25 protein-coding genes and 2 pseudogenes are annotated in these 24,381 nt (G+C 72.3%); 13 read left to right on the top strand and 14 right to left on the bottom strand.

Going from position 1 to position 24,381, the window contains the following annotated elements; translation table 11 throughout:
- Positions 1–9 precede the first annotated feature (9 nt).
- From VNL12_RS20900 to VNL12_RS09070, 4 genes and pseudogenes are all read left to right on the top strand, one after another.
- A pseudogene (locus VNL12_RS20900) lies at positions 10–549 on the top strand (GDP-mannose 4,6-dehydratase); the annotation flags it as partial.
- Between the two features lie 948 nt (positions 550–1,497).
- Positions 1,498–2,010: pseudogene (locus VNL12_RS20905) on the top strand (GDP-mannose 4,6-dehydratase); the annotation flags it as partial.
- Between the two features lie 37 nt (positions 2,011–2,047).
- A complete protein-coding gene (locus tag VNL12_RS09065) occupies positions 2,048–2,317 on the top strand; it encodes a type II toxin-antitoxin system prevent-host-death family antitoxin (RefSeq protein ID WP_325593736.1) in 270 nt (89 codons plus the stop codon).
- Positions 2,314–2,724 (top strand): type II toxin-antitoxin system VapC family toxin, encoded by a 411-nt coding sequence (locus VNL12_RS09070; protein ID WP_325593738.1) that lies wholly within the window; start codon positions 2,314–2,316, stop codon positions 2,722–2,724. Before VNL12_RS09065 ends, VNL12_RS09070 begins: the two co-directional genes overlap by 4 nt.
- Positions 2,725–2,739: 15 nt before the next feature.
- On the opposite strand, the gene VNL12_RS09075 is transcribed toward VNL12_RS09070, so the two are convergent.
- Positions 2,740–3,960, bottom strand: coding sequence for a methyltransferase domain-containing protein (locus tag VNL12_RS09075; RefSeq protein ID WP_325593740.1), 1,221 nt, complete (start codon positions 3,958–3,960; stop codon positions 2,740–2,742).
- Between the two features lie 65 nt (positions 3,961–4,025).
- On the opposite strand from VNL12_RS09075, the gene cofD reads away from it, so the two are divergent.
- The 3 genes from cofD to VNL12_RS09090 are packed head-to-tail and all read left to right on the top strand — an operon-like array spanning position 4,026 to position 6,276.
- On the top strand, positions 4,026–4,976 hold the full coding sequence (cofD, locus tag VNL12_RS09080) for a 2-phospho-L-lactate transferase (protein WP_325593805.1): 951 nt from the start codon (positions 4,026–4,028) through the stop codon (positions 4,974–4,976).
- Positions 4,973–5,752, top strand: coding sequence for a coenzyme F420-0:L-glutamate ligase (gene cofE / locus VNL12_RS09085; RefSeq protein ID WP_325593742.1), 780 nt, complete (start codon positions 4,973–4,975; stop codon positions 5,750–5,752). The genes cofD and cofE overlap by 4 nt, the downstream gene beginning before the upstream one ends.
- Positions 5,753–5,811: 59 nt before the next feature.
- Entirely contained in the window at positions 5,812–6,276 is a 465-nt protein-coding gene (locus tag VNL12_RS09090; protein WP_325593744.1) for a 2,4'-dihydroxyacetophenone dioxygenase family protein, read from the top strand.
- On the opposite strand, the gene VNL12_RS09095 is transcribed toward VNL12_RS09090, so the two are convergent.
- Entirely contained in the window at positions 6,263–7,162 is a 900-nt protein-coding gene (locus tag VNL12_RS09095; RefSeq protein WP_325593746.1) for a phenylalanine 4-monooxygenase, read from the bottom strand. The genes VNL12_RS09090 and VNL12_RS09095 overlap by 14 nt on opposite strands.
- Positions 7,163–7,301: 139 nt before the next feature.
- Between VNL12_RS09095 and VNL12_RS09100 the strand changes: the two genes are divergently transcribed.
- On the top strand, positions 7,302–7,781 hold the full coding sequence (locus VNL12_RS09100) for an Lrp/AsnC family transcriptional regulator (protein WP_325593748.1): 480 nt from the start codon (positions 7,302–7,304) through the stop codon (positions 7,779–7,781).
- A 6-nt stretch (positions 7,782–7,787) separates the two neighbouring features.
- On the opposite strand, the gene VNL12_RS09105 is transcribed toward VNL12_RS09100, so the two are convergent.
- From VNL12_RS09105 to hppD, 4 genes are all read right to left on the bottom strand, one after another.
- A complete protein-coding gene (locus VNL12_RS09105; RefSeq protein WP_325593750.1) occupies positions 7,788–8,078 on the bottom strand; it encodes a hypothetical protein in 291 nt (96 codons plus the stop codon).
- A 120-nt stretch (positions 8,079–8,198) separates the two neighbouring features.
- Entirely contained in the window at positions 8,199–9,116 is a 918-nt protein-coding gene (locus VNL12_RS09110; protein WP_325593752.1) for a fumarylacetoacetate hydrolase family protein, read from the bottom strand.
- Positions 9,117–9,153: 37 nt separating this feature from the next.
- Positions 9,154–10,287: a homogentisate 1,2-dioxygenase gene (locus VNL12_RS09115; protein WP_325593754.1), complete on the bottom strand. Its 1,134-nt coding sequence runs from the start codon at positions 10,285–10,287 to the stop codon at positions 9,154–9,156.
- 3 nt (positions 10,288–10,290) lie between these two features.
- Positions 10,291–11,406 carry a 4-hydroxyphenylpyruvate dioxygenase gene (gene hppD, locus VNL12_RS09120; RefSeq protein ID WP_325593756.1) on the bottom strand — a complete coding sequence of 372 codons (1,116 nt, stop codon included), beginning with the start codon at positions 11,404–11,406 and terminating at the stop codon, positions 10,291–10,293.
- 132 nt (positions 11,407–11,538) lie between these two features.
- Here hppD and VNL12_RS09125 point away from each other — a divergent pair, with 132 nt between their 5' ends.
- The gene (locus VNL12_RS09125) at positions 11,539–12,006 is read left to right on the top strand and encodes an Lrp/AsnC family transcriptional regulator (protein WP_325593758.1); all 468 of its coding nucleotides are present in this window, start codon (positions 11,539–11,541) and stop codon (positions 12,004–12,006) included.
- A 317-nt stretch (positions 12,007–12,323) separates the two neighbouring features.
- Here the strand turns inward: VNL12_RS09125 and VNL12_RS09130 are convergent, their stop codons facing one another.
- Entirely contained in the window at positions 12,324–13,805 is a 1,482-nt protein-coding gene (locus VNL12_RS09130) for an NAD(P)/FAD-dependent oxidoreductase (RefSeq protein WP_325593760.1), read from the bottom strand.
- 107 nt (positions 13,806–13,912) lie between these two features.
- Between VNL12_RS09130 and VNL12_RS09135 the strand changes: the two genes are divergently transcribed.
- Positions 13,913–15,067 carry an aminotransferase class V-fold PLP-dependent enzyme gene (locus VNL12_RS09135; RefSeq protein WP_325593762.1) on the top strand — a complete coding sequence of 385 codons (1,155 nt, stop codon included), beginning with the start codon at positions 13,913–13,915 and terminating at the stop codon, positions 15,065–15,067.
- A 34-nt stretch (positions 15,068–15,101) separates the two neighbouring features.
- Here VNL12_RS09135 and VNL12_RS09140 read toward each other — a convergent pair whose 3' ends face one another.
- Positions 15,102–15,566 carry a hypothetical protein gene (locus tag VNL12_RS09140; protein ID WP_325593764.1) on the bottom strand — a complete coding sequence of 155 codons (465 nt, stop codon included), beginning with the start codon at positions 15,564–15,566 and terminating at the stop codon, positions 15,102–15,104.
- A 780-nt stretch (positions 15,567–16,346) separates the two neighbouring features.
- On the opposite strand from VNL12_RS09140, the gene VNL12_RS09145 reads away from it, so the two are divergent.
- Positions 16,347–17,945, top strand: a complete 1,599-nt coding sequence (locus VNL12_RS09145) for an acyl-CoA dehydrogenase family protein (protein WP_325593766.1) — start codon at positions 16,347–16,349, stop codon at positions 17,943–17,945.
- 125 nt (positions 17,946–18,070) lie between these two features.
- Here VNL12_RS09145 and VNL12_RS09150 read toward each other — a convergent pair whose 3' ends face one another.
- The 5 genes from VNL12_RS09150 to VNL12_RS09170 form a co-directional block, all read right to left on the bottom strand.
- Complete coding sequence (locus VNL12_RS09150) at positions 18,071–19,285, bottom strand: hypothetical protein (RefSeq protein ID WP_325593768.1); 1,215 nt, start codon at positions 19,283–19,285, stop codon at positions 18,071–18,073.
- A gap of 11 nt (positions 19,286–19,296) precedes the next feature.
- The gene (locus VNL12_RS09155) at positions 19,297–19,974 is read right to left on the bottom strand and encodes a dienelactone hydrolase family protein (RefSeq protein ID WP_325593770.1); all 678 of its coding nucleotides are present in this window, start codon (positions 19,972–19,974) and stop codon (positions 19,297–19,299) included.
- Between the two features lie 67 nt (positions 19,975–20,041).
- Positions 20,042–20,506: a pyridoxamine 5'-phosphate oxidase family protein gene (locus tag VNL12_RS09160; RefSeq protein ID WP_325593772.1), complete on the bottom strand. Its 465-nt coding sequence runs from the start codon at positions 20,504–20,506 to the stop codon at positions 20,042–20,044.
- Between the two features lie 51 nt (positions 20,507–20,557).
- The gene (locus VNL12_RS09165) at positions 20,558–21,379 is read right to left on the bottom strand and encodes a hypothetical protein (RefSeq protein ID WP_325593774.1); all 822 of its coding nucleotides are present in this window, start codon (positions 21,377–21,379) and stop codon (positions 20,558–20,560) included.
- A gap of 5 nt (positions 21,380–21,384) precedes the next feature.
- The gene (locus VNL12_RS09170; protein WP_325593776.1) at positions 21,385–21,846 is read right to left on the bottom strand and encodes a CopD family protein; all 462 of its coding nucleotides are present in this window, start codon (positions 21,844–21,846) and stop codon (positions 21,385–21,387) included.
- A gap of 122 nt (positions 21,847–21,968) precedes the next feature.
- Between VNL12_RS09170 and VNL12_RS09175 the strand changes: the two genes are divergently transcribed.
- Positions 21,969–22,460 (top strand): hypothetical protein, encoded by a 492-nt coding sequence (locus VNL12_RS09175; RefSeq protein ID WP_325593778.1) that lies wholly within the window; start codon positions 21,969–21,971, stop codon positions 22,458–22,460.
- Between the two features lie 64 nt (positions 22,461–22,524).
- Here the strand turns inward: VNL12_RS09175 and VNL12_RS09180 are convergent, their stop codons facing one another.
- The gene (locus VNL12_RS09180; protein ID WP_325593780.1) at positions 22,525–23,916 is read right to left on the bottom strand and encodes a class II fumarate hydratase; all 1,392 of its coding nucleotides are present in this window, start codon (positions 23,914–23,916) and stop codon (positions 22,525–22,527) included.
- 118 nt (positions 23,917–24,034) lie between these two features.
- Between VNL12_RS09180 and VNL12_RS09185 the strand changes: the two genes are divergently transcribed.
- Positions 24,035–24,364 carry a hypothetical protein gene (locus tag VNL12_RS09185; protein WP_325593782.1) on the top strand — a complete coding sequence of 110 codons (330 nt, stop codon included), beginning with the start codon at positions 24,035–24,037 and terminating at the stop codon, positions 24,362–24,364.
- Positions 24,365–24,381 lie beyond the last annotated feature (17 nt).

The following is a 24,381-nucleotide window of genomic DNA, read 5'->3' on the forward strand; positions in this document are numbered from 1 at the left end:
CTCGTCGCCATGACCAAGCGTGCGCTCATCACCGGCATCACCGGCCAGGACGGCTCCTACCTCGCTGAGCTCCTGCTCGCCAAGGGCTACGAGGTCATCGGCATGGTGCGCCGCAGCTCGACGGTGAACTTCGAGCGCATCGCCCACCTCCAGGACCGCATCACCTTCGTCCCCGGCGACCTGCTCGACGAGGTGTCGATGATCCACATCCTCCAGGAGCACCGGCCCCAGGAGGTCTTCAACCTGGCCGCCCAGTCCTTCGTGCAGACCAGCTTCGGCCAGCCCGTGCTCACCGGGGAGATCACCGGGCTGGGCGTGACCCGCATCCTCGACGCCATCCGCATCGCCGATCCGTCGATCCGCTTCTACCAGGCGTCGTCGTCGGAGATGTTCGGCAAGGTGGTCGAGGTGCCGCAGTCCGAGGACACGCCGTTCTACCCGCGCTCGCCCTACGGGGTGGCCAAGCTCTACGGCCACTGGATCACGGTGAACTACCGGGAATCGTATGATCTCCATGCATCCAGTGGCATATTGTTCAACCACGAAAGTGTGACAGAGATCACACCCGTCGTGGTCCGTGACCGGGGGCTCATCGACATCGTCCCGATCGGCTCCCTCGCTCCGCACCCCTCCGACGGCGAGCCCGGCGCCCGGGTCAGCTACCCCGGCGGCCCCCTTGAGGTGTGGGACGGAGAGCGATTCGTTGCCGTACGGGCCCGGACCGCGTACTGGCACGAGGGCGAGTCCGTGGTCCTCCACGGCCGGGCCGGAGTGGTCGAGTCGACACCGGACCACGTCCACATCACTCCCGACGGGGAGCGCGAGGCGAGGTCGTTCCGCGCCGGCGATCGGTTCGTCGCTGCCTCCCAACCCGATGCGACGTTGCTGACCACGATGACCGAGGAGGAGGCCTGGCTGCTCGGCGCCCTGTGCGCCGAGGGCTATGTGAGCCCCGGCGGCAAGGCCCGCCTCACCTGCCACGACGACGGCTTCCTGGCCGAGGGCGCGTCCTGCTGGGAGCGCGTCAGCGGGGGCACCTCGCGCAAGCACGCGGGGGTTTCTTCCGCCTTCAGCGACCGCCGCACACCGGCGGTCGATCTGACGGGCAACCCGTCCTACGCCCGCATGCTCCGCCACGAGCTGTACCTTGCCGACGGCCACAAGCGAGTGCCGAAGCGGATCCTCAACGCCGCTCCCCACCTCCAGCTCGCGTTCCTCGATGCCTACAACCAGGGCGACGGACTCAAGGCCGGCCACGGCATCGACCCGTTCAAGAGCTTCCGCACCACCTCCGACACCCTGGCCTGCGGCCTCGTCTGGCTGGCCCGCACGGCTCTTGGACGCCGCGTCAGCGTGTACCGCCAGCCCGGCGCGCTCGGCGGGGGCGACAGCTGGCTGCTGAACCTGAGCTCGGGCCTCACCCCGGGAGCGAAGGGCGCCCACCTGCGCCGCCCCCAAGACGAGGTCCGCAAGGTCGAACGTCGGGAGCACCAGGGTTGGATGTGTGACCTGGCCACCGACTCCGAGCGGTTCGCGGCCGGAGTCGGTCTCGTGGTCACCCACAACAGCCCGCGGCGGGGACTGGAGTTCGTGACGCGGAAGATCAGCCACGCCGCGGCCCGCATCAAGCTCGGCCAGCAGGACGAGCTGCGCCTCGGCAACCTCGACGCCCAGCGTGACTGGGGCTTCGCCGGCGACTACGTCGAGGCCATGTGGCTCATGCTCCAGCAGGACGAGCCCGGCGACTACGTCGTGGCCACCGGCGAGACCCACCCGGTGCGCGAGTTCTGCGAGCTGGCCTTCGGGCACCTCGACCTCGACTACGAGCAGTACGTCAAGATCGACGAGCGCTTCTTCCGCCCCGCCGAGGTCGACCTGCTCGTCGGCACCCCGGCCAAGGCCCGCAAGGTGCTCGACTGGGAGCCGTCGACCCCGTTCCCCGAGCTGGTGCGGATGATGGTCGACGGTGACATGGCGCTGCTCACCGGCAAGCTCGACGTCATCAGCTGAGAGACGCGCCGAGCCGAAAAGTGCTACTCTGACGCACATGTCCGGGTCGGTCGGCATCCGCAAGCTCCAGCAGCACGCCTCGGCCGTGATCCAACGGGTGAAGGACGGCGAGGTCATCGAGATCACCGAGCGGGGACGGCCCGTCGCCCAGATCGGCCCCCCCACCCGATCCCGCATCGAGGCCCTGATCGACGCCGGGCTCGCCACCCCCGCCACCCTGTCCTTCCGGGATCTGCCCCCTCCGCTGCCGCCCGACGGTCGACCCCTGGGCGAAGAGCTGGCCGAGATGCGAGAGCACGAGAGGTGACCGACGGCCACGCCGTCTACATCGACACCTCCGCGTTCCTCAAGCTGGCGATGGCCGAGGAGCACTCGCACGACCTGGGCCGTTGGGCCCTGGAGCACGACGCGTCGTTCGTCTCCTCGTACCTCCTGAGGGTCGAGGCCGTCCGCGCCGTCCGTCGGCGCGACCGGTCCATCCGCACCGACATCCTCACGCGACTGGAGATCGTCCGGTGTCTGCTGGTGTCCCAGGCCATCTGTGACGCCGCCAGTGAGCTCGACCCGCTGGTCCTGCGCACCCTCGATGCCATCCACGTCGCGACGGCCCTCAAGCTTGCGCCCGAGGTCGACACGGTCCTCACCTACGACCGGCGGATGGCCGACGCCGTCGCGGTCGCGGGACTCACCCCGCTCTCACCAGGCCAGGCCTGACGGTCGACGATCACATCAGCGCGGCTCGTCGAGGGTGAAGCTCAGCACGCGGGGGTCCTCGCCGCCGTCCCAGCACGGGGAGAACACGCGGTCCGAGTGCAGCTCGACGAGCTGGCCGGGGCGCCCGGAGAGCTCGAGGGTGGCGGTGGGCTGGGCGCCGGTGAGGGTCACCGAGCCCCCGACGGTGCCGCCGGCGACGACGCGCACCGTCTGGGCCTGCTCGGGGGCGAGGCCGATGGTGGCCAGCTCCAGGGCGTGCGGGCCGGGGCCGTCGAGGCGCACCAGCACCCGGGGCCCGCACCAGCGGAAGCGACTGGCATCGGGGCGGTCCTCGACGAACAGGGCGCCCTCGAGCGCCGTCCAGCCCGAGCGCACGTCGTCGACGGTGCGGGCCGGCAGGCCGAGGCGCTCGATGCCCGCGGCGGTGGGCGAGGCCACGAAGATGTTGATGTTGTCGGCCCGGGTGAGCTCCCAGACAAGCGGGCTGACGCCGTCGACGTGCTGGGGGAACAGGCCGTTCACCGGACGCAGGAACGACACGTAGCGCAGCCCGGCCAGCTCCAGCATGTCGACGAGCTGGCTGCGGGTGTAGGGCCGCTCGATCGTGTGGTAGCGGGCCATGATCTCGACGTTCTGGACGTCCCACTCCGAGCCCTTGGGCGGGGCCGCGGCCTCGATGACGGCGACGATGCCATCGTCGGCCAGGTCGGCCACGGTGTTCCGCAGGGCCGCGACCGGGTTGTAGAAGTGGTGCAGGGTCGACTCGAAGAGGGCGAGGCGGGCCTTGCGCTTCAGCGCCAGCGGCTCGGCCTCGATGTCGTGGACCCGCAGGTCGTAGCGGAAGGGCTTGCCGACGTACGGCGGGTAGGGGTCGGTCTGCATGCGCCGCTCGGCCACCTCGAGCAGCTCGGCGGAGATGTCGAGGCCGACCACCTCGTGGCCCAGCTTGGCCAGCCACTGGATGGTCCAGCCCGGCCCGCAGCCCACGTCGATCACCAGGTCTCCGGGCGCCAGCTTCGCGGCGTGGACCACGTCGAGGAACTGGAACACGTCGACCCAGAACGGGCCGTAGTCGGGACCGCCGAGGAACGGCTTGACCAGGTGGAACCACTCCTGGGTCTCGCCGCCCTCTTCGACCAGCTCGCGCAGGTAGGTGACGGCGCCCTGCTTCCAGTCAACGCCCTCGGGCAGGTCCGCGTTGATCTCTCCGAGCAGGTCGGCTTCGGTGCTGGCCATCCGCCGGAGCCTACCGACGCCCCGCCGGGTCGGACCCCACGGTCGCGCCACTAGGGTCGCCGGTGATGATCTGCGTCCTGGCCGGAGGCGTCGGCGCGGCTCGCCTCCTCACCGGGCTGGTGCGCATCGTCGCTCCCGGCGACATCACCGTGATCGTCAACGTGGGCGACGACATCGTGATCCACGGGCTCCACATCTCCCCCGACCTCGACACCATCACCTACACCCTGGCCGACCAGGTCGACCCCGAGCGGGGCTGGGGCCTGCGCGACGAGACCTGGCGGGCGATGGACATGGTGGCCCGCTACGGCGGCATCGACTGGTTCAACCTGGGCGACCGTGACCTCGGCACCCACCTCTACCGCACCCAGCGCCTGACCGAGGGGGCTCCCCTCTCGGTGGTCACCGCCGAGATCGCACGAGCGTGGGATCTCGGCCTCACCCTGCTGCCGGTGACGGACGACCCGTTGCGCACCCGGGTCACGGTGGTCGACCCCGACGCCGAGCGCGAGGTCGGGTTCCAGGAGTGGTTCGTGCAGCGCCGTCACGCGGTGCCCGTCACCGCGATCCGCGTCGTCGGCGCCGCCGAAGCCAGCCCGGCTCCGGGTGTCCTCGATGCCCTGGCGGAGGCCGAGGCGGTGCTGATCGCCCCGTCGAACCCCCTGGTCTCGATCGGCCCGCTGCTGGCGGTCACCGAGGTGGCCGATGCGGTACGAGCGGGTCGGGACCGGACCGTGGCCGTCTCGCCCCTCGTCGCCGGTGCCGCCCTGAAGGGCCCAGCCGACCGGCTCATGGCCGACCTGGGCCACGACCCCTCGGTCACCGGCGTTGCCCGCCTCTACCGCGAGCTGGCCGCCACGCTCGTCATCGATGAGGCCGACGCCACCCTCGCCGGCACGGTCGAGGCCGAGGGCATGGCCGCAGTGGTCACCCGCACCGTGATGACGGACCCCTATGTCGCCGCCGAGCTGTCCCGTACGGCGCTGGCCTCGGTCGGCATCGAGACGGCGTCGTGACCGATCCGGGCGCCGTGCCCACGCCGCAGCCGCGTCGCGGCGAGCCCGACGAGCGGGCCTCGCCACCCCGGCTTCTGGTGTGGGGCGTGACCGGCATCGGCGAGATCGGGAGGGCCGACGACGTCGCCGGGCTCATCGCCGAGGCCATCGCCACCCAGGGCGACGCCCTGGCCGATCGCGACGTGGTGGTGGTGACCCAGAAGATCGTCTCCAAGGCCGAGGGGAAGATGGTGCCGGTCGACCCGACCGACCCCCGCAGCCACCGCGAGGTGGTCGAGGCCGAGTCGGTGCGGGTGCTGCGCCGCCGCGACGACCTCACCATCACCGAGACCAAGCACGGCTTCGTCTGCGCCAACGCCGGCGTCGACCTCTCCAACGTGGAGGCCGGCTGGGCCGCGCTGCTGCCCGATGACTCCGACCGCTCGGCCCGGCGCATCCGCGACGGCCTGCGGGCGCGGGCGGGCGTCGATGTCGGGGTCATCGTCTCGGACACCTTCGGCCGGGCGTGGCGCCGGGGCCTCACCGACGTGGCCATCGGTTGCGCCGGCATCGCCGCCCTCGTCGACCTGCGCGGTTCGGTCGACTCGCTCGGCCGCGAGCTGCACGCCACCGAGGTGGCCATCGTCGACGAGCTGGCCGGCGCCGCCGAGCTGGTCATGGGCAAGGCCGACCGGGTGCCCGTCGCGGTGGTGCGGGGCGGCCCCGACTGGTGGTTCCGGCGCGGCAACGTGCACGACGAGCTGGTCCGCCCCCCCGCCGAGGACCTCTTCCGCTGACACCCCGACGAGGCCGGGCTCGGGCTGCGGCCCGACCGAGAGGCTGGTAGACCGGCCGCATGACGATGACGGACATCCCCCTGGCGATGCACCGCGGTTCCGACGAGCTGCCCTTCGTCGACATCGGGGACGGGTCGCGGATCCAGCTCCTCCAGGTCGACATCGACACCGGCCTCTGGGTGATCCGCACCCGCTTCAGCCCCGGGTACCAGGTCCAGACCCACAAGCACACCGGCGAGGTCTTCGCCTTCACCCTCTCGGGCTCCTGGAAGTACGCCGAGTACCCCGAGGTCAACCGGGCCGGGTCGTACCTCTACGAACCGGCGGGGTCGATCCACACCCTGGTCGTGCCGGAGGACAACACCGAGGTCACCGACGTGTGGTTCGCCATCCGCGGCGCCAACCTCAACCTCGACCCCGACGGCAACGTCACCTCGGTGCTCGACGCCACCCTCGTGCGCGACGGCTACCTGCTGCTCGCCGAGGCGGCCGGGGTCCCGAACCCGCCGGTCATCGGGCTCTAGGCGCGCCGCCCTCCGCCGGGTGGGATGACCTACCGGGCGGAAATGCCATCAGCCGGGCGTGGGCGTCGTCGTCCCACCCGGTGAAGAACGTGGCCAGGACGTCCTCGGCGTGGGCGAAGGAGTCGGCCGCGAACAGCACCGGCTGGTACTGCGTGATGTCGTAGTCGGTGGTCGCCATGGCCCGAACGTCGAGGGGCCGCACCTGCGCCCGACGGAAGACCTGGATCTCACCGTAGGACGAGAGCAACCCGGCGCCGTAGGCCCGCAGCACGCCGGCCTCGCGCAGCACGCCGAACTCCAGGCTGAACCAGAAGACACGGCTGAAGGCGGCGAGGGCCGCATCGGAGCCGCAGCGCCGGGCCGCCCGGCCCGACTGCTCGTAGAGCGCCGCGAGGCGCGGCTCGGCCAGGGCGTTGGCGTGGCCGACGAGCTCGTGCACCACGTCGGGCTCAGGGGTGTAGAAGGGCACCGAGTGGTGGCGGATGTACTGGGTGGACATGAAGCGCCGGTCGGCCAGCGAGCCGTAGAACGTGCGGGTCGGCACCAGGCCCGGAACGGGGGTGATGGCCCACCCGGTGAGGTCGGTGAGCCGGGCCGACACCGCGGCGAGCTGCGGCACCCGGTCGGTCGGCAGCGCGAGGCGGGCGACACCCTGGCGGTAGGCGTCGATGGCGAGGTCTTCGTGGAGGGCGGCGAGCTCCCGGGCCACCGTGCCCCAGACCGCGTCCTCCTCGGGGGCGTAGGCGACCTCGGGGATCGGGTCGCCGGGGCGGTGCGCCTCGCCCACCGCGGCGATGGCGGCGCGGCGGGCGCGGTAGGCGGCGTCCGAGGTGCCGGGGTGATCGGCGGGCAGGTCGAGCGGGGTGGTCACGGTGCGGGTGTCCATCGGGGGCCTCCGGGGTCCGGCATCCAGTGTGGACGGTTCCCTGCGATCCGTCCACCCAGGTCCCGCTTCCGGAGACGATCAGGCGCGACAACGACGGACCTGAGTACGATCGTCTTGACCTCACGCCTGGAGGACCGCCGTGCCCGGACACCATGCGCCCCTCGACGACGTCGACCGGCGGATCGTGCGCCTCCTGTTGGACGATGCCCGCATGTCGGTCAACGACCTCGCCCGCCGGGCCGGCATCGGCCGGGCGACGGCCTACACCCGCATCGAGGGTCTGCAGCAGCGCGGCGTCATCACCGGGTTCCGGGCCGAGGTCGACCCCGCGGCGGCCGGCAACCCGCTGGCCGCCTACGTGTTCGTCGATGTCGAGCAGCAACGGTGGACCCACGCCAAGGCCGCCCTCGTCCAGCTGCCCGGCCTGGTGCACCTGACCCTCACCAGCGGGACCCACGACGCGGTGCTGCTGGTGCGCTGCCCTGACCTCGAGACCCTCCGCGATGTCGTGTTGGTGAAGCTGCACGAGATCCCCGAGGTGCGCTCGGCCCAGACGTTCTTCGTCCTCGACGAGGTCCGCCTCGCACCCCTCGGCCCGCCCGAGCCCGGCGGCCGGTGACAGGCCTCAGAGGCCGAAGCGGGAGCGTTCGCCGGGGGTGAAGGGCTCGATGAGGAACTCGAGGAACTCGGGCCGACGGCGCCGCACCTCAGCCTCGAGCACGACGAGCTCTTCGCCCACCGGCATCAGCTCGTAGCCGAACCGGGTCGAGACGGGGCCCAGCGGCCGGAAGCTCACCCCGTAGTCCTCCCGGAAGAGCTCGACGGTCACGGCGTCGAGGGAGGTCACCAGGCTGGCGGACCCGTGGCGGCGGGCGAAGCAGTAGACCGAGCGGTAGAGCAGCTCGGTGATGCCCATGCCCGCCGCGGCCGGGTCGACGGATCACCTGGACCACGACCTCGCCGCCGACGGCGGGCTGCGCATCGTCGGGGCTCATCGTGGCCTCCTGGCCTCTCCACCCCCACCGTGGAGGAACGCTCAGCGTAGTCCTCTGCTCACGATCGGGTTGACCAGCACCCCGAGGCCCTCGACCTCGAGCTCGACGCAGTCGCCGGCGCGCAGCCACGGCTCGAACTCGGTGCCGTGGGTCAGCGAGAGCTCGAGGATGCACCCGGTGCCGACGGTGCCCGAGCCGAGCACATCACCCGGGCGTAGCACCGTCGATCGCGAGGCGTGGGCGACCAGCGCGCCCCACGGGTGGTGGATCTCCCCGAGCTGGCCCCGGCTGCGCTCGACGCCGTTCACGCGAGCCACCATGGCGCCGGTCGGACGGCCGGAGACCACCCCGGGCAGCTCGTCGGGGGTGACGAGCCACGGCCCGAGCGAGAGGGCGAAGTCCTTCCCCTTGGCCGGCCCGAGGCCCTGGCGCACCTCCCGGCGCTGGAGGTCGCGGGCCGACCAGTCGTTCATCACGCAGAACCCGGCCACCACGTCGAGCCACCGCTCCCCGGCCACGTCCCCGGCGTCGACCCCGATCACGGCGGCCACCTCGAGCTCGAAGTCGAGCTCCACGCACCCGACCGGCGCGGCGACGGGTGCTCCGGGACCGATGACCGCCGCAGGGTTGGTGAAGTAGAAGACGGGCAGCTCGTACCAATCAGGGTCGACCTCCAGGCCCCGGCCCCCACGGGCGGTGGCGACGTGGGCCTCGAACGCGTAGAAGTCGCGCACCGACGGAGGCTCCGCCACCGGGGCGAGCAGGTCGGCCTCGACGAGCGCAAAGGGCGGAGCGGTCACGGCCGGCGGTCGGCGGGACATGGCCGCGGCCAGCAATGCCGCCTGGGCTCCACCCGCCGCCACGCCGTCGACGCCCTCGATCGCGAACGGGTGGACGAGGTCGCCGGCCAGCCACCCGGCGGCGACCGACCCCTGGTGGCGGGCCCGCACCAGCCTCATCGACGACCCCGGGCTCGGGCCCTCACGCCTCGGGCCCTCACGTCTCGGTCCACGAGTCGACGTAGCCCGCGACCTCGATGCCCTCGGCCGCCGGCCCGGGGTGCAGCGGCTCTCGGGCGTCGATCATCACCGCCACCTCGTCCGCGAACCGCGGGGCCGACCCGGTGCCCGCATCGGCATCCGCCACCGCCGCTGCGTCCCGGGCCCGGGCGGCGGGCTGCGGGCCGTGGTGCAGGCCCGTCGGGTGGAACGTCACGAACCCCTCACCGATGCCGGCCCGGGAGGAGAACTCCCCCCGGTGGTAGAAGATCACCTCGTCGTAGTCGACGTTGCGGTGGAAGAACGGGAGGCGAAGGGCCTCGGGGTCGGTCTCCATCGGGCGGGGGGCGAACGTGGCGATCACGAAGCCGTCGGCGACCCAGGTGGTGTGGGCCGACGGCGGCAGGTGGTACCGGGGCGAGACGACCGGGCGGATGGCATCGACCGGCAACCGCATCGGTGCCAGATCGCCCTTCCACCCGATCACGTCGCAGGGGTGGAACGGGTAGGTGACCCGCGTGTCGCGGCCGTTCCGCTTGACCACCACGGTGAACTCACCGACCTCGTCGACGGCCTCGGCCTCGGGCACCTCGATCACCGCCGGGTCGAAGAGGGCGTGACGGCCGAGCAGGCCCCGATCGGGCAACCGGTACCGTGACCGGTTGGCTTCGACCACCAGCAGCGAGGTGGGGACGGAGGGCTCGAAGCGGTAGGTCGTCCCCCGCGGCACGATCAGGTAGTCACCCGGTGCGTAGGCGAGCGGCCCGTACTCGGTGCGGAGCCGCCCGGAGCCCGCGTGCACGAACACGCACTGGTCGCCGTCCGCGTCGCGGAGGAGCTCGGAGCGCCCCTCGACCATGCGGTGCACCCCGACCGACACCTGGTGGTTGCCGACCAGTGGCGTGGGCCACAGGTCGTCGGCCGGCTCCAGGCCGTTGGTGTCATAGGCGCGGTGCGCGGCGGAGCCGTCGACCGCCGTCCAGGCCGTCGGGGCGTGGAGCCGGTACAGGTGCGACGCCGGGCCGTAGAACCCGTCGCGCCCGTGCTCCTCCTCGACGGCACCTGGTGGGAGCGCGACGTGGGCCTGGCGGCTGGCGGTCCCCCGGGCCCACTGCGGCGGCACGTCGGTCACGGCCTACAGGTTCCCGCGCTCGGCCTGGGCCCGTTCGATGGCCTCGAAGAGGGCCTTGAAGTTGCCCTCGCCGAAGCCACGGGCGCCCTCGCGCTGGATGATCTCGAAGAACACCGTGGGGCGGTCGGTGACGGTCTCGGTGAAGATCTGCAGCAGGTGGCCGTGCTCGTCGCGGTCGACCAGGATGCCGAGGCGCTCGAGCTCGGCCCACGGCAGGTCGAGGTCCGCCATCCGCTCTCGCGCCCCGAGGTAGTAGTCGGGGGGCACCGTCATGCAGCGCACCCCGCGCTCGCGCAGGGCGCGGACGGTGTCCACGATGTCGGCGGTCGACAGCGCGATGTGCTGCACGCCGGGGCTGCGGTAGAAGTCGAGGTACTCCTCGATCTGGCTCTTGCGGCGCCCGTCGGCGGGCTCGTTGAGCGGCATGACCACGCGGTGGCCGTCCCAGACCACGGTCGACATCAGGGCCGAGAACTCCGTCGAGATCTGGTCGTCGTCGAAGTGGGTCATCTGCTCGAAGCCGAACACATCCTCGTAGAACGCGACCCACTGGCCGAGCGTGCCCTTCTCGACGTTGCCGACGACGTGGTCGATGCGGCGGAGGCCGACCTCCGGGCCGGGCGCGGCGTGCAGGTCGGTGGGGACGAACCCGGGCGCGAAGGGGCCGGCGTAGCGACGGCGGTCGAGCAGGGTGTGCACCGTGTCGCCGTAGGTGGTGACCGCGGCGTGGCGGATCGTGCCGTGCTCGTCGGTGTCGTCGGCCGGGTCGCGGAGCGATCGGGCCCCGCGGGCGAGGGCGGCGGCATGGGCGGCGTCGACGTCGTCGACACCGAAGGCGACGTCGCGCACGCCGTCGCCGTGGAGCCGCACGTGCTCGGCAATGGGCGACTCGGGGTCGAGGGCGCCGGAGATCAGGAGTCGCACCTCCCCCTGGCGCAGCAGGTACGACACCCTGTCGCGCCGACCGGTCTCGGGCCCCGCGTAGGCCACCGGCGTGAAGCCGACCGCCGCGCTCAGGAACCCGGCGAAGGTGCGGGCGTTGCCGACCCACCACTCGAGGTGATCGACGCCGCTCAGACAGGGCGGGGCGACGGTGGGGGCGGGCGAGGGTGCGACCATGGTGGTGGGTGACTCCAGGGGCGAGGCGGCCTGACCGCCATGGTGGGCCGGAGACCTACGAACCCGTCAATGGTCATCGCCGATGATGGACGGATTGCCGTCAAACACCGCTTGTAGTTGTACGATCTGCCCATGAGCATCGACCCTCTCGACGCCAAGCTCATCGCCGCCCTCGCCGCCACGCCCCGCGCCGGGGTGATGGAGCTGGCCCGGCAGCTCGCGGTGGCCCGGGGGACGGTACAGGCTCGGCTCGACAAGCTGCAGGCCCGAGGCGTCGTCACCGGCTTCGACCCCGACCTCGACCTCCCCTCCCTCGGCTACGAGGTGCTGGCCTTCGTCACCCTCGACATCGCCCAGGGGCGCCTGAGCGACGTGATCTCCCACCTGCGCGACGTGCCCGAGGTGATCGAGGCCCACACCATGAGCGGCCCCGGCGACCTGCACTGCCGGATCGTGGCCCGCACCAACCAGCACCTCCAGGAGGTGCTGAACCTCGTGCTCGAGGTGACGGGCATCGAGCGCACCGCCACCCACATCGCGCTCACCGAGCAGATCCCCTTCCGCGTCCTGCCCCTCGTCGAGCAGCTCGGCCACCAGTAGGTCCTTCCCCTCGTCGAGCAGCTCGGCGAGCGCTCCATCTCCGTCCGAGACCCGACGTGGGTCACGACGACGGTGGCCGCCGCCTTGCCCGCGGCCGGCACCGGCGAGCGTCCGATCCGCCCGGCCGCCGGCTTCTGAGACCTCCAGCGGACACCCATGTCCGCCTCGCACCTCAGAATGGCGGCGCCTCAGTTCTGAGACCTCCAGCGGACACCGGTGTCCGTCTGACACCTCAGAATGGATCGGGGTCGAAGATCGGGGTCGATGGCAGGATTGCCTCGGCTGGCGCCTCGGAGCACCACCGTCCGCCCGTCGACCTACGAGGCCGTGGCCGACACCCGGGACGAGGTGAACTGCATGACGCCGTCGTCGACCGGTGACCGGCGCAGCAGCTTCTTGTCCTGCGTGTAGCTCTGGGTGCTGACCCAGGGGACGCGATCGCCCTGCTTCGGTAGCAGGGGCATCATGCGCTGCATGTAGCCGGCGGAGAAGTCGTCGATCCAGGGCCGCTCGGGCATGGACCGGTCGGCCGGGCGCAGGCGCGGGGTGCACTGGTCGGTGCCCGTCGCCGCCATGTGGTTGAGCAGCCGGCACACGTAGGTGCAGGTGAGATCGGCACGCAGGGTCCACGAGGCGTTCACGTAGCCGAACGACGAGGCCAGGTTGGGCACGTCGGAGTAGGCCAGGCCCTTGTAGGTCCAGGTCCGGGAGAAGTCGACGGGTTCGCCGTCGAGCACGAAGTCCATCTCGCCCAGGGTGACGAGCTGCAGGCCGGTGGCGGTGACGATGATGTCGGCCTCCAGCTCCTCGCCCGAGCGCAGCGCGATGCCATCCTCGGTGAAGGTCTCGATCTGGTCGGTGACCACCGAGGCCCGCCCGGACCGGATCGCGGCGAACAGGTCGCTGTTGGGCACGAGGCAGAGCCGCTGGTCCCAAGGGTCGTAGGTCGGCGTGAAGTGGGTGTCGACGTCGTAGTCGTCGCCGAGCTCGGTCCGCACCATGCCCAGCAGCTTCTCCTTCACCTTCCCCGGCTCGGTGCGCGTCTTGCGGTAGATGAGCTCCTGGAGCCGGACGTTCTTCCAGCGGGTGATGGCGTAGGCCCACCGGTCCGGCAGCACCCTGCGGAGCCGGTTGGCGACGGCGTCGTGGTCAGGACGGGAGGCCACGTACGTCGGTGAGCGCTGGAGCATGGTCACGTGCCGAGCCGTCTCGGCCAGGGCCGGAACGAGGGTCATCGCGGTGGCGCCCGATCCGATGACGACCACGCGCGCGTCTTCGTGGTCGAGGTCCTCGGGCCACCCCTGGGGGTGGACGACCTCTCCCGCGAAGCGGTCCCGGCCGGGGAGCTCGGGCGTGTAGCCGCCCTTGTAGCTGTAGTACCCCGAGCACATGAACAGGTAGCTGCAGGTGAGGGTGACGGTCTCGCCGAGGTCGGTCCGTTCGGCGGTGACGGTCCAGGTCGCGTCCTCGCTCGACCACTCGGCCTGGGTCACCTGGTGCCCGAACCGGATGCGGCGATCGATGCCGTGCTCGGCGGCGGTGGCGCGGAGGTAGGCCAGGATCGACGGGCCGTCGGCGATGGACTTGGCCTCGGTCCACGGCTGGAAGGCGTAGCCGAGGGTGTGCATGTCGCTGTCGGAGCGGACACCGGGGTAGCGGAACAGGTCCCACGTGCCACCGAGGTCGTTCCGCCCCTCGAGGATGGCGTAGGAGCGGTCCGAGCTGAGCGTCTGGAGGTGGTAGCCGGCGCCGATGCCGGATATCCCGGCGCCGACCACGAGCACGTCGAGGTGTTCCACAGCCTCAACCTTGCCATTCGGGACGTGAGCAGAGGCATCCGAGGGCCATGCCTCCGACCGGACCTTTGCTGTGGGGGTCCGCCCAGGACGGGTGGCATGGTAACCACGTGACGCTCGCCCCGGGGCCGGTCGGCCCTCCCCTCCCTCGCGACGAGTTCTCCCTGGCCGACGGTGTCGTCTATCTCAACAGTGCGGTGATGAGCCCGCTGCCCCAGCGCGCCGTCACCGCCATGGTCGCCGATGCCCGCCGGGCCGCAGCGCAGGCCTCGGCCGCCTACGACTCCCGCATGGGTGAGGTCGAGGTGGTGCGCGACGCGGCGGCCACCCTCATGGGCGTCGGGGTCGACGACGTGGCCTTCGTGCGCAACACGACCGAGGGCCTCGGCCTCGTCGCCGCCGGCCTCGACTGGCGCACGGATGACGCCGTCGTGGTCGCGTCTCGGGACCACCCGAACACCGTCCTGCCCTGGCGCGCCCGGTCCGATGCCGGCGTCCAGGTGATCGCCGTCGACCGGCTCGGTCCGACCGGGGCTCTGCCCCTCGACGCCTTCGCCGCCGCCCTCGACGCGGGGCGCGGCCGGGTCCGGGTCGTGGCCGTGTCGTGGGTGCAGGCCGACACGGGGTGGCGCGCTGACCTGGCCGCCCTCGCCCGGCTGGCCCACGCCCACGGCGCCCTGCTCTGCGTCGACGCCATCCAGGGCCTGGGTGTGGTGCCGTGCGCCTTGGCGGCCTGGGGGGTCGACGCAACGGCCGCCGGAGCCCAGAAGTGGATGCTCGGCCCTCACGGCATCGGAGTTGCCTACGTGGCCCCGCACCTGCGCGACCGGCTGCGGGTGCTCGCCCCGGGGGCGTCGTCGGTCATCGGGGCGATCGGGTCCGAGCTCACCTATCGCACCTCGGCCCGACGCTTCGAGAGCGGCACCCACAACCACACGGGCATCGCCGGCCTCGGCGCCGGGCTCGACCTGTTGGCCGACGCCGGGCCCGATGCGGTGTGGGCATGGGTCGACCACCTGGCGACCCGCCTGACCGACGGCCTCGGTGCCCAGGGTCTCGAGGTCGTCTCGGCGCGCGGCGACGAGGAGCGCTCCGGCATCGTCACCGCCGTGCTGCCCGGCCTCGACCCCCTCGACGCGGAGGCCCGGCTGGAGCGCCTCGGGGTCGTGGTCGCGGCCCGGGGGCCGGGCGTCCGGTTCTCACCGCACGCCTGGAACACCACCGCCGAGGTCGACGCCGCGCTGACGGCGGTGGCCTCGCTCTGACGACGGTCGCGTGGCTCTCTGACGTCGGGAACCGCTACCGGAAGCGACGGTGGCGGGTGAGGGCCCCGGCGAGGGCCAGGGCGACCCCTCCGCCGATCCCGATGAAGATCCCGGTGCCGACGGTCGGTTCGAGGCCCTCGACACCGTTGACGCTGGTGACCTCGAAGCCGCCGAGGCCGACGGCAGCGACGCCGAGGACCACGAGCAGCAGGCGCAGCACGAGCGAGCGGGCCCCCCCGATGAGCAGAGCGGCGGCCACGGTGGCCACGCCGGCGACCCCGAGGAGGATCTTGGCATCGGCGCTGGCGCTCCACCCCGACACGGTCTCACCCCCCACCTCCACCCAGGGCAGGAACACGCCGATGACGACGAGGGCGGCGGCTAGCAGCCCCAGCAGGCCACCGGGAAGGTTCCCGCGCTCATCGAGGGCAGCCGCCCCGGGCACGCCCAGGGTGCCGGCCGATCGCGACCCGGCGGGGGCGGTGGCGGCCGGCTCCATGGCGCCGGACGACCAGGGACCGGAGGGGTGGTGACCAGAGGGCTGGTGAACGGGGGGTTGGTGACCACCCCAGGCCGGTCGTGGCGCCGAGTCCGGCGGCCATGCCGGCCCAGCCGACGTCCAGGGTGGCGGCGCGCCGCCGGGTGCCGGGCCCCGGGCGCCCACGACCGCGGTCGGATCGCTCTCCGGTGCTGGCGCGGCCACGGGAACGGGTCCCGGCCGGTCGGCCGCGTCGGCCGCTCGGTCAGAGCTCACCACCGCAGTGGGCTCGTCGGGCTCGACCAGTGCGGTCGGCTCGGGCTCGACGGCGGCCACGACATCGGTCGCTTCGGCATCAGGATCCGGGCCAAGGTCCTGTTCCGGCTCGGGCTCCGACGGCACGGTCGTCGGAGGCACGGTCGTCGGAGGCACGGTCGTCGGGGGCCGAGGAGCCTGGCGGGGCGGCGGGTCCGAGAAGGTGAACGCGCTGCTCTCGGCCGACGCGGCGACGGGGCCGGCCTCCGATGGCACCGGGGTGCGACAGGTCGGGCACAGCGTCTGGTGCGCCGCCACCTCCAGTCCGCACGATGGGCAGCTGCGTTGGGGCACGGGTGTCACCTCGGGGACATCGGCGCGGCCGGCGACCGCGCCAGCCCCACGTCTACCCGCTCCGGCACCCGCCGCCCACCCCCGACCGCCAGTCAGGGTGGGGCTCCCCCGGGGCCCGAGGTGCCCCGCTGCTGAGCAGGCGCCGGCACGTGCGATATGGGCACCCTCTCCTGCGATCGGTACCTTGTCGCCATGACCGCCGCCCCTGATCTCGCCGCTGCCGCCTCGGCCCTCGACGACGCCCAGGCCACCGTCGACGCCGCGGTGGCGGTGCTCGCCCGGGACGGGATCGACGTCCGCCAGGTGCTGGCCTACGAGGTCGCCCACGTTGCGGCCGCCATCGCCACGGGGCGGGGCCTGCTCGACTACGGCGGCAAGGGCGACGTCGAGGGCGCCATCACCTGCGCCTTCATCGCCGACGCGGTGGGAGAGCTGGCCGGGAAGCTGTTCGGCCGGGAGGCCGAGTGGGGCGTTGCCCCCGATGCCCTCGACGCCACGCGCCCCTTCCTGGCGGCGTTCCGGGCCCCGGAGTTCCTCGCCTCGATCACCACCGACGGCCCCCGCCACCTGAACGGCGACTTCGAGCTGGTGGCCGACACCTTCCGGCGCTTCGCGGACAAGGAGCTGGCGCCCATCGCCGAGCACATCCACCGCGAGAACGGCGACATCCCCGAGGAGATCATCTCCGGGCTGGCCGAGCTGGGCGCCTTCGGGCTCTCGATCCCCGTTGAGTACGGCGGCTACGGCGAGGGCGGCGAGGGGGAGTACATCGGCATGGTGGTGGCCACCGAGGAGCTCTCGCGGGGCTCGCTCGGCGCCGGCGGCTCGCTCATCACCCGCCCCGAGATCCTGGCCCGGGCCCTGCTGGCCGGCGGCACCGAGGAGCAGAAGCAGGAGTGGTTGCCCCGCCTGGCGTCGGCCGAGGTCATGAACGCGGTGGCCGTCACCGAGCCCGACTACGGCTCGGACGTGGCCGGCGTGAAGGTCACCGCCACTCCCACCGACGGGGGCTGGCTGATCACCGGCGTCAAGACCTGGTGCACCTTCGGCGCCCGGGCCGACGTGCTGTTGCTGCTGGCCCGCACCGACCCCGACCGCAGCAAGGGCCACCGTGGGCTCTCGATGTTCATCGCGCCCAAGCCGCGGGGTGAGGGCCATGGCTTCGAGATCGTCCAGGAGGCCGGCGATGGCGCCCCCGGCGGCGGCACGATGGAGGGCCGCCCCATCGACACCATCGGGTACCGGGGCATGCACTCCTATGAGATCGCCCTCGACAGCTGGTTCGTGCCGGCCGAGAACCTGATCGGCCTCGAGGGCGGCGAGGGCCGCGGCTTCTACTACCAGATGGCCGGGTTCGAGAACGGCCGCATCCAGACCGCGGCCCGGGCCATCGGCCTCATGCAGGCGGCCTACGAGGCGGCCCGCCAGTACGCCGCGGACCGCAAGGTGTTCGGCCAGCCGATCGGCGAGTTCCAGCTCACCCAGGCCAAGCTCGGGCGCATGGCCACGGTCATCCAGGCCAGCCGACAGTTCTCCTACGTCGTGGCCAAGCTCATGGCCAAGGGTGAGGGGGCCATGGAGGCCACCCTCATCAAGGCGTACGTCTGCAAAGCGGCCGAGTGGGTCACCCGCGAGGCCATGCAGATCCACGGCGGCATGGGCTACGCCGAGGAGTACGACGTCAGCCGCTACTTCGTCGACGCCCGCGTGCTGTCGATCTTCGAAGGCGCGGACGAGACGCTCTGCATCAAGGTCATCGCCCGCAAGCTCGTCGCCGACGCCACCGCCTGACCCGACGCCCGCCGCGTCGGGGCTCGAGCCCGGCCGATGCGCTCGTGGACCCTCGGAGGCGGCGTCGGGATCGTTCTCGGCCGTGGGCCGAACGCTAGGCGCGCCCGGCCGGCGGGGCCCGGCGGTCAGGCCGCAGGGGCGACGAGGTCGGCGGGGACGAGCTGCTCGGTGAGCAGGCGCTCGAAGCGGGCGGGGTCGCCGGCGACAAAGCGGCGGCAGAGCTCGACGCCCTCGGTGTAGCAGAAGATGTAGGCCCGCCAGGTGGGGTCGGAGACGAAGGCGACCTGCTTCTCGGCTCGGGGTGTGGGCAACAGCAGCCAGCGCTCGGCCCAGGCCACCACGTCGGTGGCGGTCCGGCCCTCGTCGTGGAGCATCAGGGCCAGGTTGCCCCGAGCGGCTTGGACGGTGCCCAGCGCATCGCGCACCTCGGCCGCGACCTCGGCGTCGAACGGGATGCGGGCCGCGGCGAAGTGCGGCGCCATGGCCGCCTCGGGGTCAGGGCCGACGAGGCTCTCGAGGGCCAGGTCGGCGAGGCCCTCGGCCAGCAGGCACTGGGGGGTGCCGACGAGGAAGATGGCCTCCTCGAGGTGGCCCCGGCTCCGGACCAGGCCCACCTCCTTGCGGACGTGCTCGGTGTGGTGGCCCGGGTAGGCCTCGTGGGCAACGAGGTGGGGCACCACGAGCGACGGCACCGGCAGGTCCACGTTGATCGCCACCCGGCTGCGCAGGTCGCCCAGGTAGTAGTTGAAGCCCGACCACGGCTTGTTGGCCTCGAGCACCCACTCGACCTGCTCGCCGGCGGGCAGCCCGAAGGCCCGATCGGTGCGCTCGCGGAGGTCGTCGGCCAGGTCGCGCACCAGGCCCTCGAGGCGGTCCGGCGGCACCACCTGGCCCTCGCGCCAGGCGATCATCCGCTCCCGCACGGGCCCCGAGCCGGGCAGCACCGCGTCGAGGCGCCGGTGCGCAGCGTCGAGGGCGTCGGTGGGCACCGGCGACGGGCGCACGCCGTAGCTCGCCTCGACCTCGTCGAGGTACCCCAGCGGCTCACCCGCCAGGCTGCGCCCGACGGTGTGGAGGCCGACGACCTGGGCGCGGATCCACCTTCGACGGCGACCCTCGAGGTTGGGTTCGGCCCCGCCATCGATGTCGGCCACGAGGCGGGCGGCGGCGGCCACGAGCGCCGGTAGCGCGACCGGGACACCGGCAACGGCCTCGTCCTTCCAGCTCGGAGGGCCGTAGTACGCGTCGACCAGGCCGTCGAGGTGACGGCCGAGGGCCAGGCCGAGGCGCAGGTAACGCTCGACCACGCCCCCATCGGGCACCGGGTCGGCGGGCGCCACGGCGGCGACGGTCAGCCCAGCTCGGCGTGGAGGAACGTGATGGTCCTCGCCCACGCCTCGGCCGACACCTCGGCGTCGTGCACCTCCGGGCGGGTGTCGTTGAAGAAGGCGTGGCCGACGCCGGGCCAGATGATCAGCTCGACCTCGACACCCTCCTCGGCCAGCGAGCTGCGCAGCCGCTCGGCCTTGTCGGGCCCGAAGAACTCGTCGTCCTCGGCGAAGTGGCCCAGGACCTTGGCCTGCACGTTCGACCAGTCCGGTGCGCTGTGCTCCCAGGGGATGAGGCCGTACCAGGGGACGCACGCGCTGAACGCCGCCGGTCGCTCGGCCGCCACGACCAGCGCCAGGCCCCCGCCCATGCAGAACCCGGTGACCCCCAGGTGGGTGGAGGTGGTGGCCTCGGACTCCTGCAGGTGCGCGATGGCGCCGGACAGGTCGGCCACCGCGACGTCGAGGTTGAGCGCCATCATCAGCTTGCCGGCCTCGTCGGGCTCGGTGGTCGTCTCGCCGTGGAAGAGGTCCGGGGCCAGGGCGACGAAGCCCTCGGCCGCGAAGCGGTCGCACACGTCGCGGATGTGGTCGACGAGGCCCCAGTACTCCTGGATCACCAGGAGCCCGGGCCCCGAACCCCCATCGGGCACCGCCAGGTAGCCCCAGGCCCGCTCGTCACCGTTCGCGAAATCGACCATCTCACCCATGGACGATGACCCTATCGACCCCCTCGGCCCAGTGGGGCGCCGGCGTTCAGAGCCCGCGTCAGTAGCCGCCGTCGAGCTTGCGGTGGTCCCAGCTCACGGTGCGCTCAACGCGGAGGACCATGGCGATGCGCTTCTGCACCATCAGCTCCGCCGCCGGCCGCCGATCGGCCTCGGCGATCTCGGGGTGGTACCGGGCGAGGACGCTCTCGGCGATGCCCATGAGGGTCTCGTGGTCGTCGGTGAGCTCCATCCGCCCGACCAGCTCGACGCCCCGGAGCGTCGGGTAGCTGTCGCCCGCCTCGACCAGCGCCGTGACCCGGTCGTCGCGGCGCAGGTTGAGCACCTTCTGGGACTTGGCGAAGGTCTCGAAGCCGATGGCGCCGTCGGGCGTGAAGCCGTACCACATGGCCACCAGGTGGATCGTCCCATCGTGGTTCTGGGTGCCCAGGTTCATGGTGTGGCGGCCCGCCAGGAACCCGTCGACCTCGTCGGTGGTCATGCGGATCATCTCACGTCGGTACACGGGCGCTCCTGGGGTTCGCGGGATGAGGGGACGGGGAGTGGGGACCCGAGATCAGCCCCCGTGATGAGATCCGGGCGTCCGGGCCGCCCGCAGCAGCTCGGGGGCGACGGGGGCCACGGCGGTCGTGGTGCCGACGGCGACCTCGACGACGCCGGAGGGCCCGACCACCCGGTCGACCAGGGCGAGCGGCACCAGATCGTGGCCGGACCCCCACGGCTCGTCGGGGTCGATCGCAGCCTCGGTGCACGTCGCGAACACGGGGGCGGGGAGCACGGTGCCGACCGGCGCGACGAGCCACACGGTGCGACCAGCCGCCCTCGCCACCGCCGCCGCGGCGCGACTGCCGGGCGCCGCCAGGGCGGCGTCGGGGCCCAGCGCGACGGCCTCGAGCAGCACCACGTCGGCCGTCGCCGCCGCCTCGCCCACGCCCTCGGCGGGCACGTCGAGCACCGTCACGTCGACCCGGCTGAGCAGCCGGCCCACATCGACGCCGGTGCCGTCATCGGCGGCGAGCACCAGAACGTCGCCCCGGCGGGCCAGGGCCGGCACCACCGTGGACGGCCACCCCACGACGAGCACCCGGGCCTCGTCGGGCAGGGCCTCGGCGAGCAGTGGTGCCGTCGGATCGCCCTCCAGCTCGCCAGAGGCGGCACGGGCCTCGGTGCGAGGGTGGGACGCGACCAGCACCCGGCTGCACATCCACCACATCGGCCCGACCGTCGGGTGGAGGGCCACGAGGCGACGGGCGGCGGCCACCAGACCGGCGGGGTCACCGTCGAAGGCCCCCAGGGCCTGGGCCGCCTCGGTCACCAGCGGGACGGGGTCGGCACCGCCGGCGCGGGCCACGTAGCGCAGCCGCTCAATCGGGTGCACCCGACCTACAGCCCCGGCTTCCAGATCATCACGATCAACATGAGCACCAGCAGGAGGTGGAGCATGCCGCCGAACATGTTGACGCGAGCATCGGGGCCCGGGGTCTCGCCCTCGGCCGCGGCCTTGCGCTCGGCCGGCACCACGCCGAGGAGGAGAACCCCCAGCATGAGGAACCACAGGAGGAAGGCGGTGGATATCCAGGTCTGGGAGAACGCGAACGCCTCACCCGAGAGCAGCACCATCAGCACGCCGAAGAGGCCTGTCAAGACCAGGGCCGGACCGTGGACGACGAGGTTGTTGGGGGCGATGTGGCGGGCCACCTGCTCAGGGAGGACAGCCCCGCCCTGCTTGCGCATGGTGACCCGGAGGATCGGCCACACGAACGCCGGGGCGAAGGCGACGAAGACGGAGAAGAGGTGGAGCAACAGCACCACGTTGTAGGGGAACGAGCCGACATCAGCGAGCACAGGGGGCCTCCGAGGGCGCCGGGGAGAGGACCGCAATCTACCCAGGCCCCCGGGTTGGAGCGTCGCCCGGAGCCGGTGGGCAGGGTTTCGGGCCCACAGGGGCGCATTGCTACCTTCTCCCCGTGCCCGTGGCCGAGCAGGTTCCCGAGAACGTCTCCCTCACCGCCCTCACCGGCGATGTCGCGACCCTCGACGACTGGCTCACCACCTTCCAGCTCGCGTTGGTGGTCATCGACCCCTTCACCTCCGAGAGCGCCTGGCTGCTCGACACCGCGGGCCGGCTGCTCACCGAGTTCCGCGGCGCGGATTGCCGGGTGGCGTGGGTCGTCACCTCCGATGCGGCCGACGCCCGCACGTTCCTCGGTCCCTGGGCTGACGAGCTGCTGACGTTCTGCGACGGGGACCGCTCCTTCGTGCGCGCCGTCGGCCTGTCGCACCTCCCGGCGTTCGTGCACGTGCGCCAGGATCGCGTCGTGGTGAGCACGGCCGAGGGCTGGGACCCGGCCGAGTGGGACGTCGCCATCGCCGGGCTCACGCGGATGATGTCGTGGTCGAAGGTCGACGTGCCTCCCCCCGGCTCGCCCGCCGCCTTCGCCGGCAGCCCCGCGCTCTGACGCCCGTCGATGGTCGGTCGCCGTTGCGACGGCGTCACCCACTGGCAGCGAGGGCCGGTCCCGGTCAGTCGGGGCGGCCGCCCCGGGTGAGCGAGAGCAGGTCCAGGGCCCGGTCGAGCTCGGCCTCGTCCAGCAGCCCGGCGTCGAGCACGACCTCGCGGATGGTCTTGCCGGTCCGGGCGCTCTCCTTCACCAGCCCGGCCACCTTCTCGTAGCCGAGGACCGGGTTGAGGGCGGTGGCCGCCTGCGGGGTGGCCTCGGCGTAGGCCTGCATCCGCGGGATGTCGGGCTCGATGCCGACGATCGTGCGATCGGCGAAGAGACGGCTCACCGCGGCCAGGAGGCCGATCGACTCGAGCAGGTTGCGGGCGATCACCGGGAGGTAGACGTTGAGCTCGAAGTTGCCCTGGCTACCGGCGAAGGCCACCGCCGCATCGTTGCCGTAGACCTGGGCGACCACCTGGCTGACCGCCTCGGGGATCACCGGGTTGACCTTGCCGGGCATGATCGACGACCCGGGCTGCAGATCGGGCAGGCGGATCTCGGCCAGGCCGGTGCGGGGCCCCGACGCCATCCACCGCAGGTCGTTGGCGATCTTCAACAGTGCGGCGCCGAGGGCCCGCAGCTCACCCGACAGGCTGACGAGCTCGTCGCGCGCCCCCTGGGCCGCGAAGTGGTCGGGGGCCTCGACCAGCTCCACGTCGAGGCGGGCCGAGAGCAGGGCGACCGCCGCGGTGGCGAAGCCCACCGGGGCGTTCAGCCCCGTGCCGGTGGCGGTGCCGCCGAGAGGCAGCTCGCCCACGCGGGGCAACGTGGCCGCCAGGCGCCGGCGGGCCGAGGCCACCTGGGCGGCGTAGCCGGCGAGCTCCTGGCCGAGGGTCACCGGCGTGGCGTCCATCAGGTGGGTGCGGCCGGCCTTCACCAGAGACGCGGTGTCATCGGCCTTCTGCCCGAGGGCGGCGGCGAGGTGGTCGAGGGCGGGCAGCAGCTCGTGGCGCACCCCCACCGCGGCGGCGACGTGGATCGCCGAGGGGAACACGTCGTTGGACGACTGCGAGGCGTTGACCTCGTCGTTGGGGTGCACCGGGCGGCCCAACTTCTCCGAGGCGAGCGAGGTGATGACCTCGTTGGCGTTCATGTTGGTCGAGGTGCCCGACCCGGTCTGGAACACGTCGACGGGGAACTCGGCGTCCCAGGTTCCCTCGGCGACCTCGGTCGCCGCCGCGGAGATGGCGCGGGCCGCGTCGGTGTCGATCACGCCCATGTCGCCGTTGACCTCGGCCGCGGCGGCCTTGATCGCGCCCAGGGCACGGATCAGCTCCGGGGCCACCCGCAGCCCCGAGATCGGGAAGTTCTCCACCGCCCGCTGGGTCTGGGCCGCCCACCGGGCCGTCGCCGGCACCCGCACCTCGCCCATCGTGTCGTGCTCGATCCGGAAACCCTCGTCATCAGCCATGGCCTCCGGTCTACCCGCGGCCGCCCTGGTCACGCGAGCCCGCCGACCCCACTGTCGCGCCCCATCGCTACGATGACGCCGACTTCCCCCATTGACACCCACGTCATGGAGGACTCTCATGTCCCTGAGCGAACGCAGTCGAGCCGCGATCTACCAAGGTCTCACCACCATCATCGAACAGGAGGACGCCGTGGACGAGATGCTGTCGTACTTCCCGGCCCGCGACGTGGAGGAACCGGCGACCAAGGAGTTCGTCCGCGCCGAATCCACCCTGACACGACTCGAGATGTCCACCACCCGTGCCGAGCTGAAGGGCGAGATGGCCGACCTCCGCACCGAGCTCAAGGACGAGATCCACGGCGAGTCCACCCGGATCATGTTCACGATGATCACCGCGATGATCGCCCTCAACGGCGTCACGGTGGGCCTCGTCGCCGCGCTCACCTGACCCAAGGGCCCGTGCGC

This window comes from Iamia sp. (genome assembly GCF_035575815.1).
GTDB lineage: Bacteria > Actinomycetota > Acidimicrobiia > Acidimicrobiales > Iamiaceae > Iamia.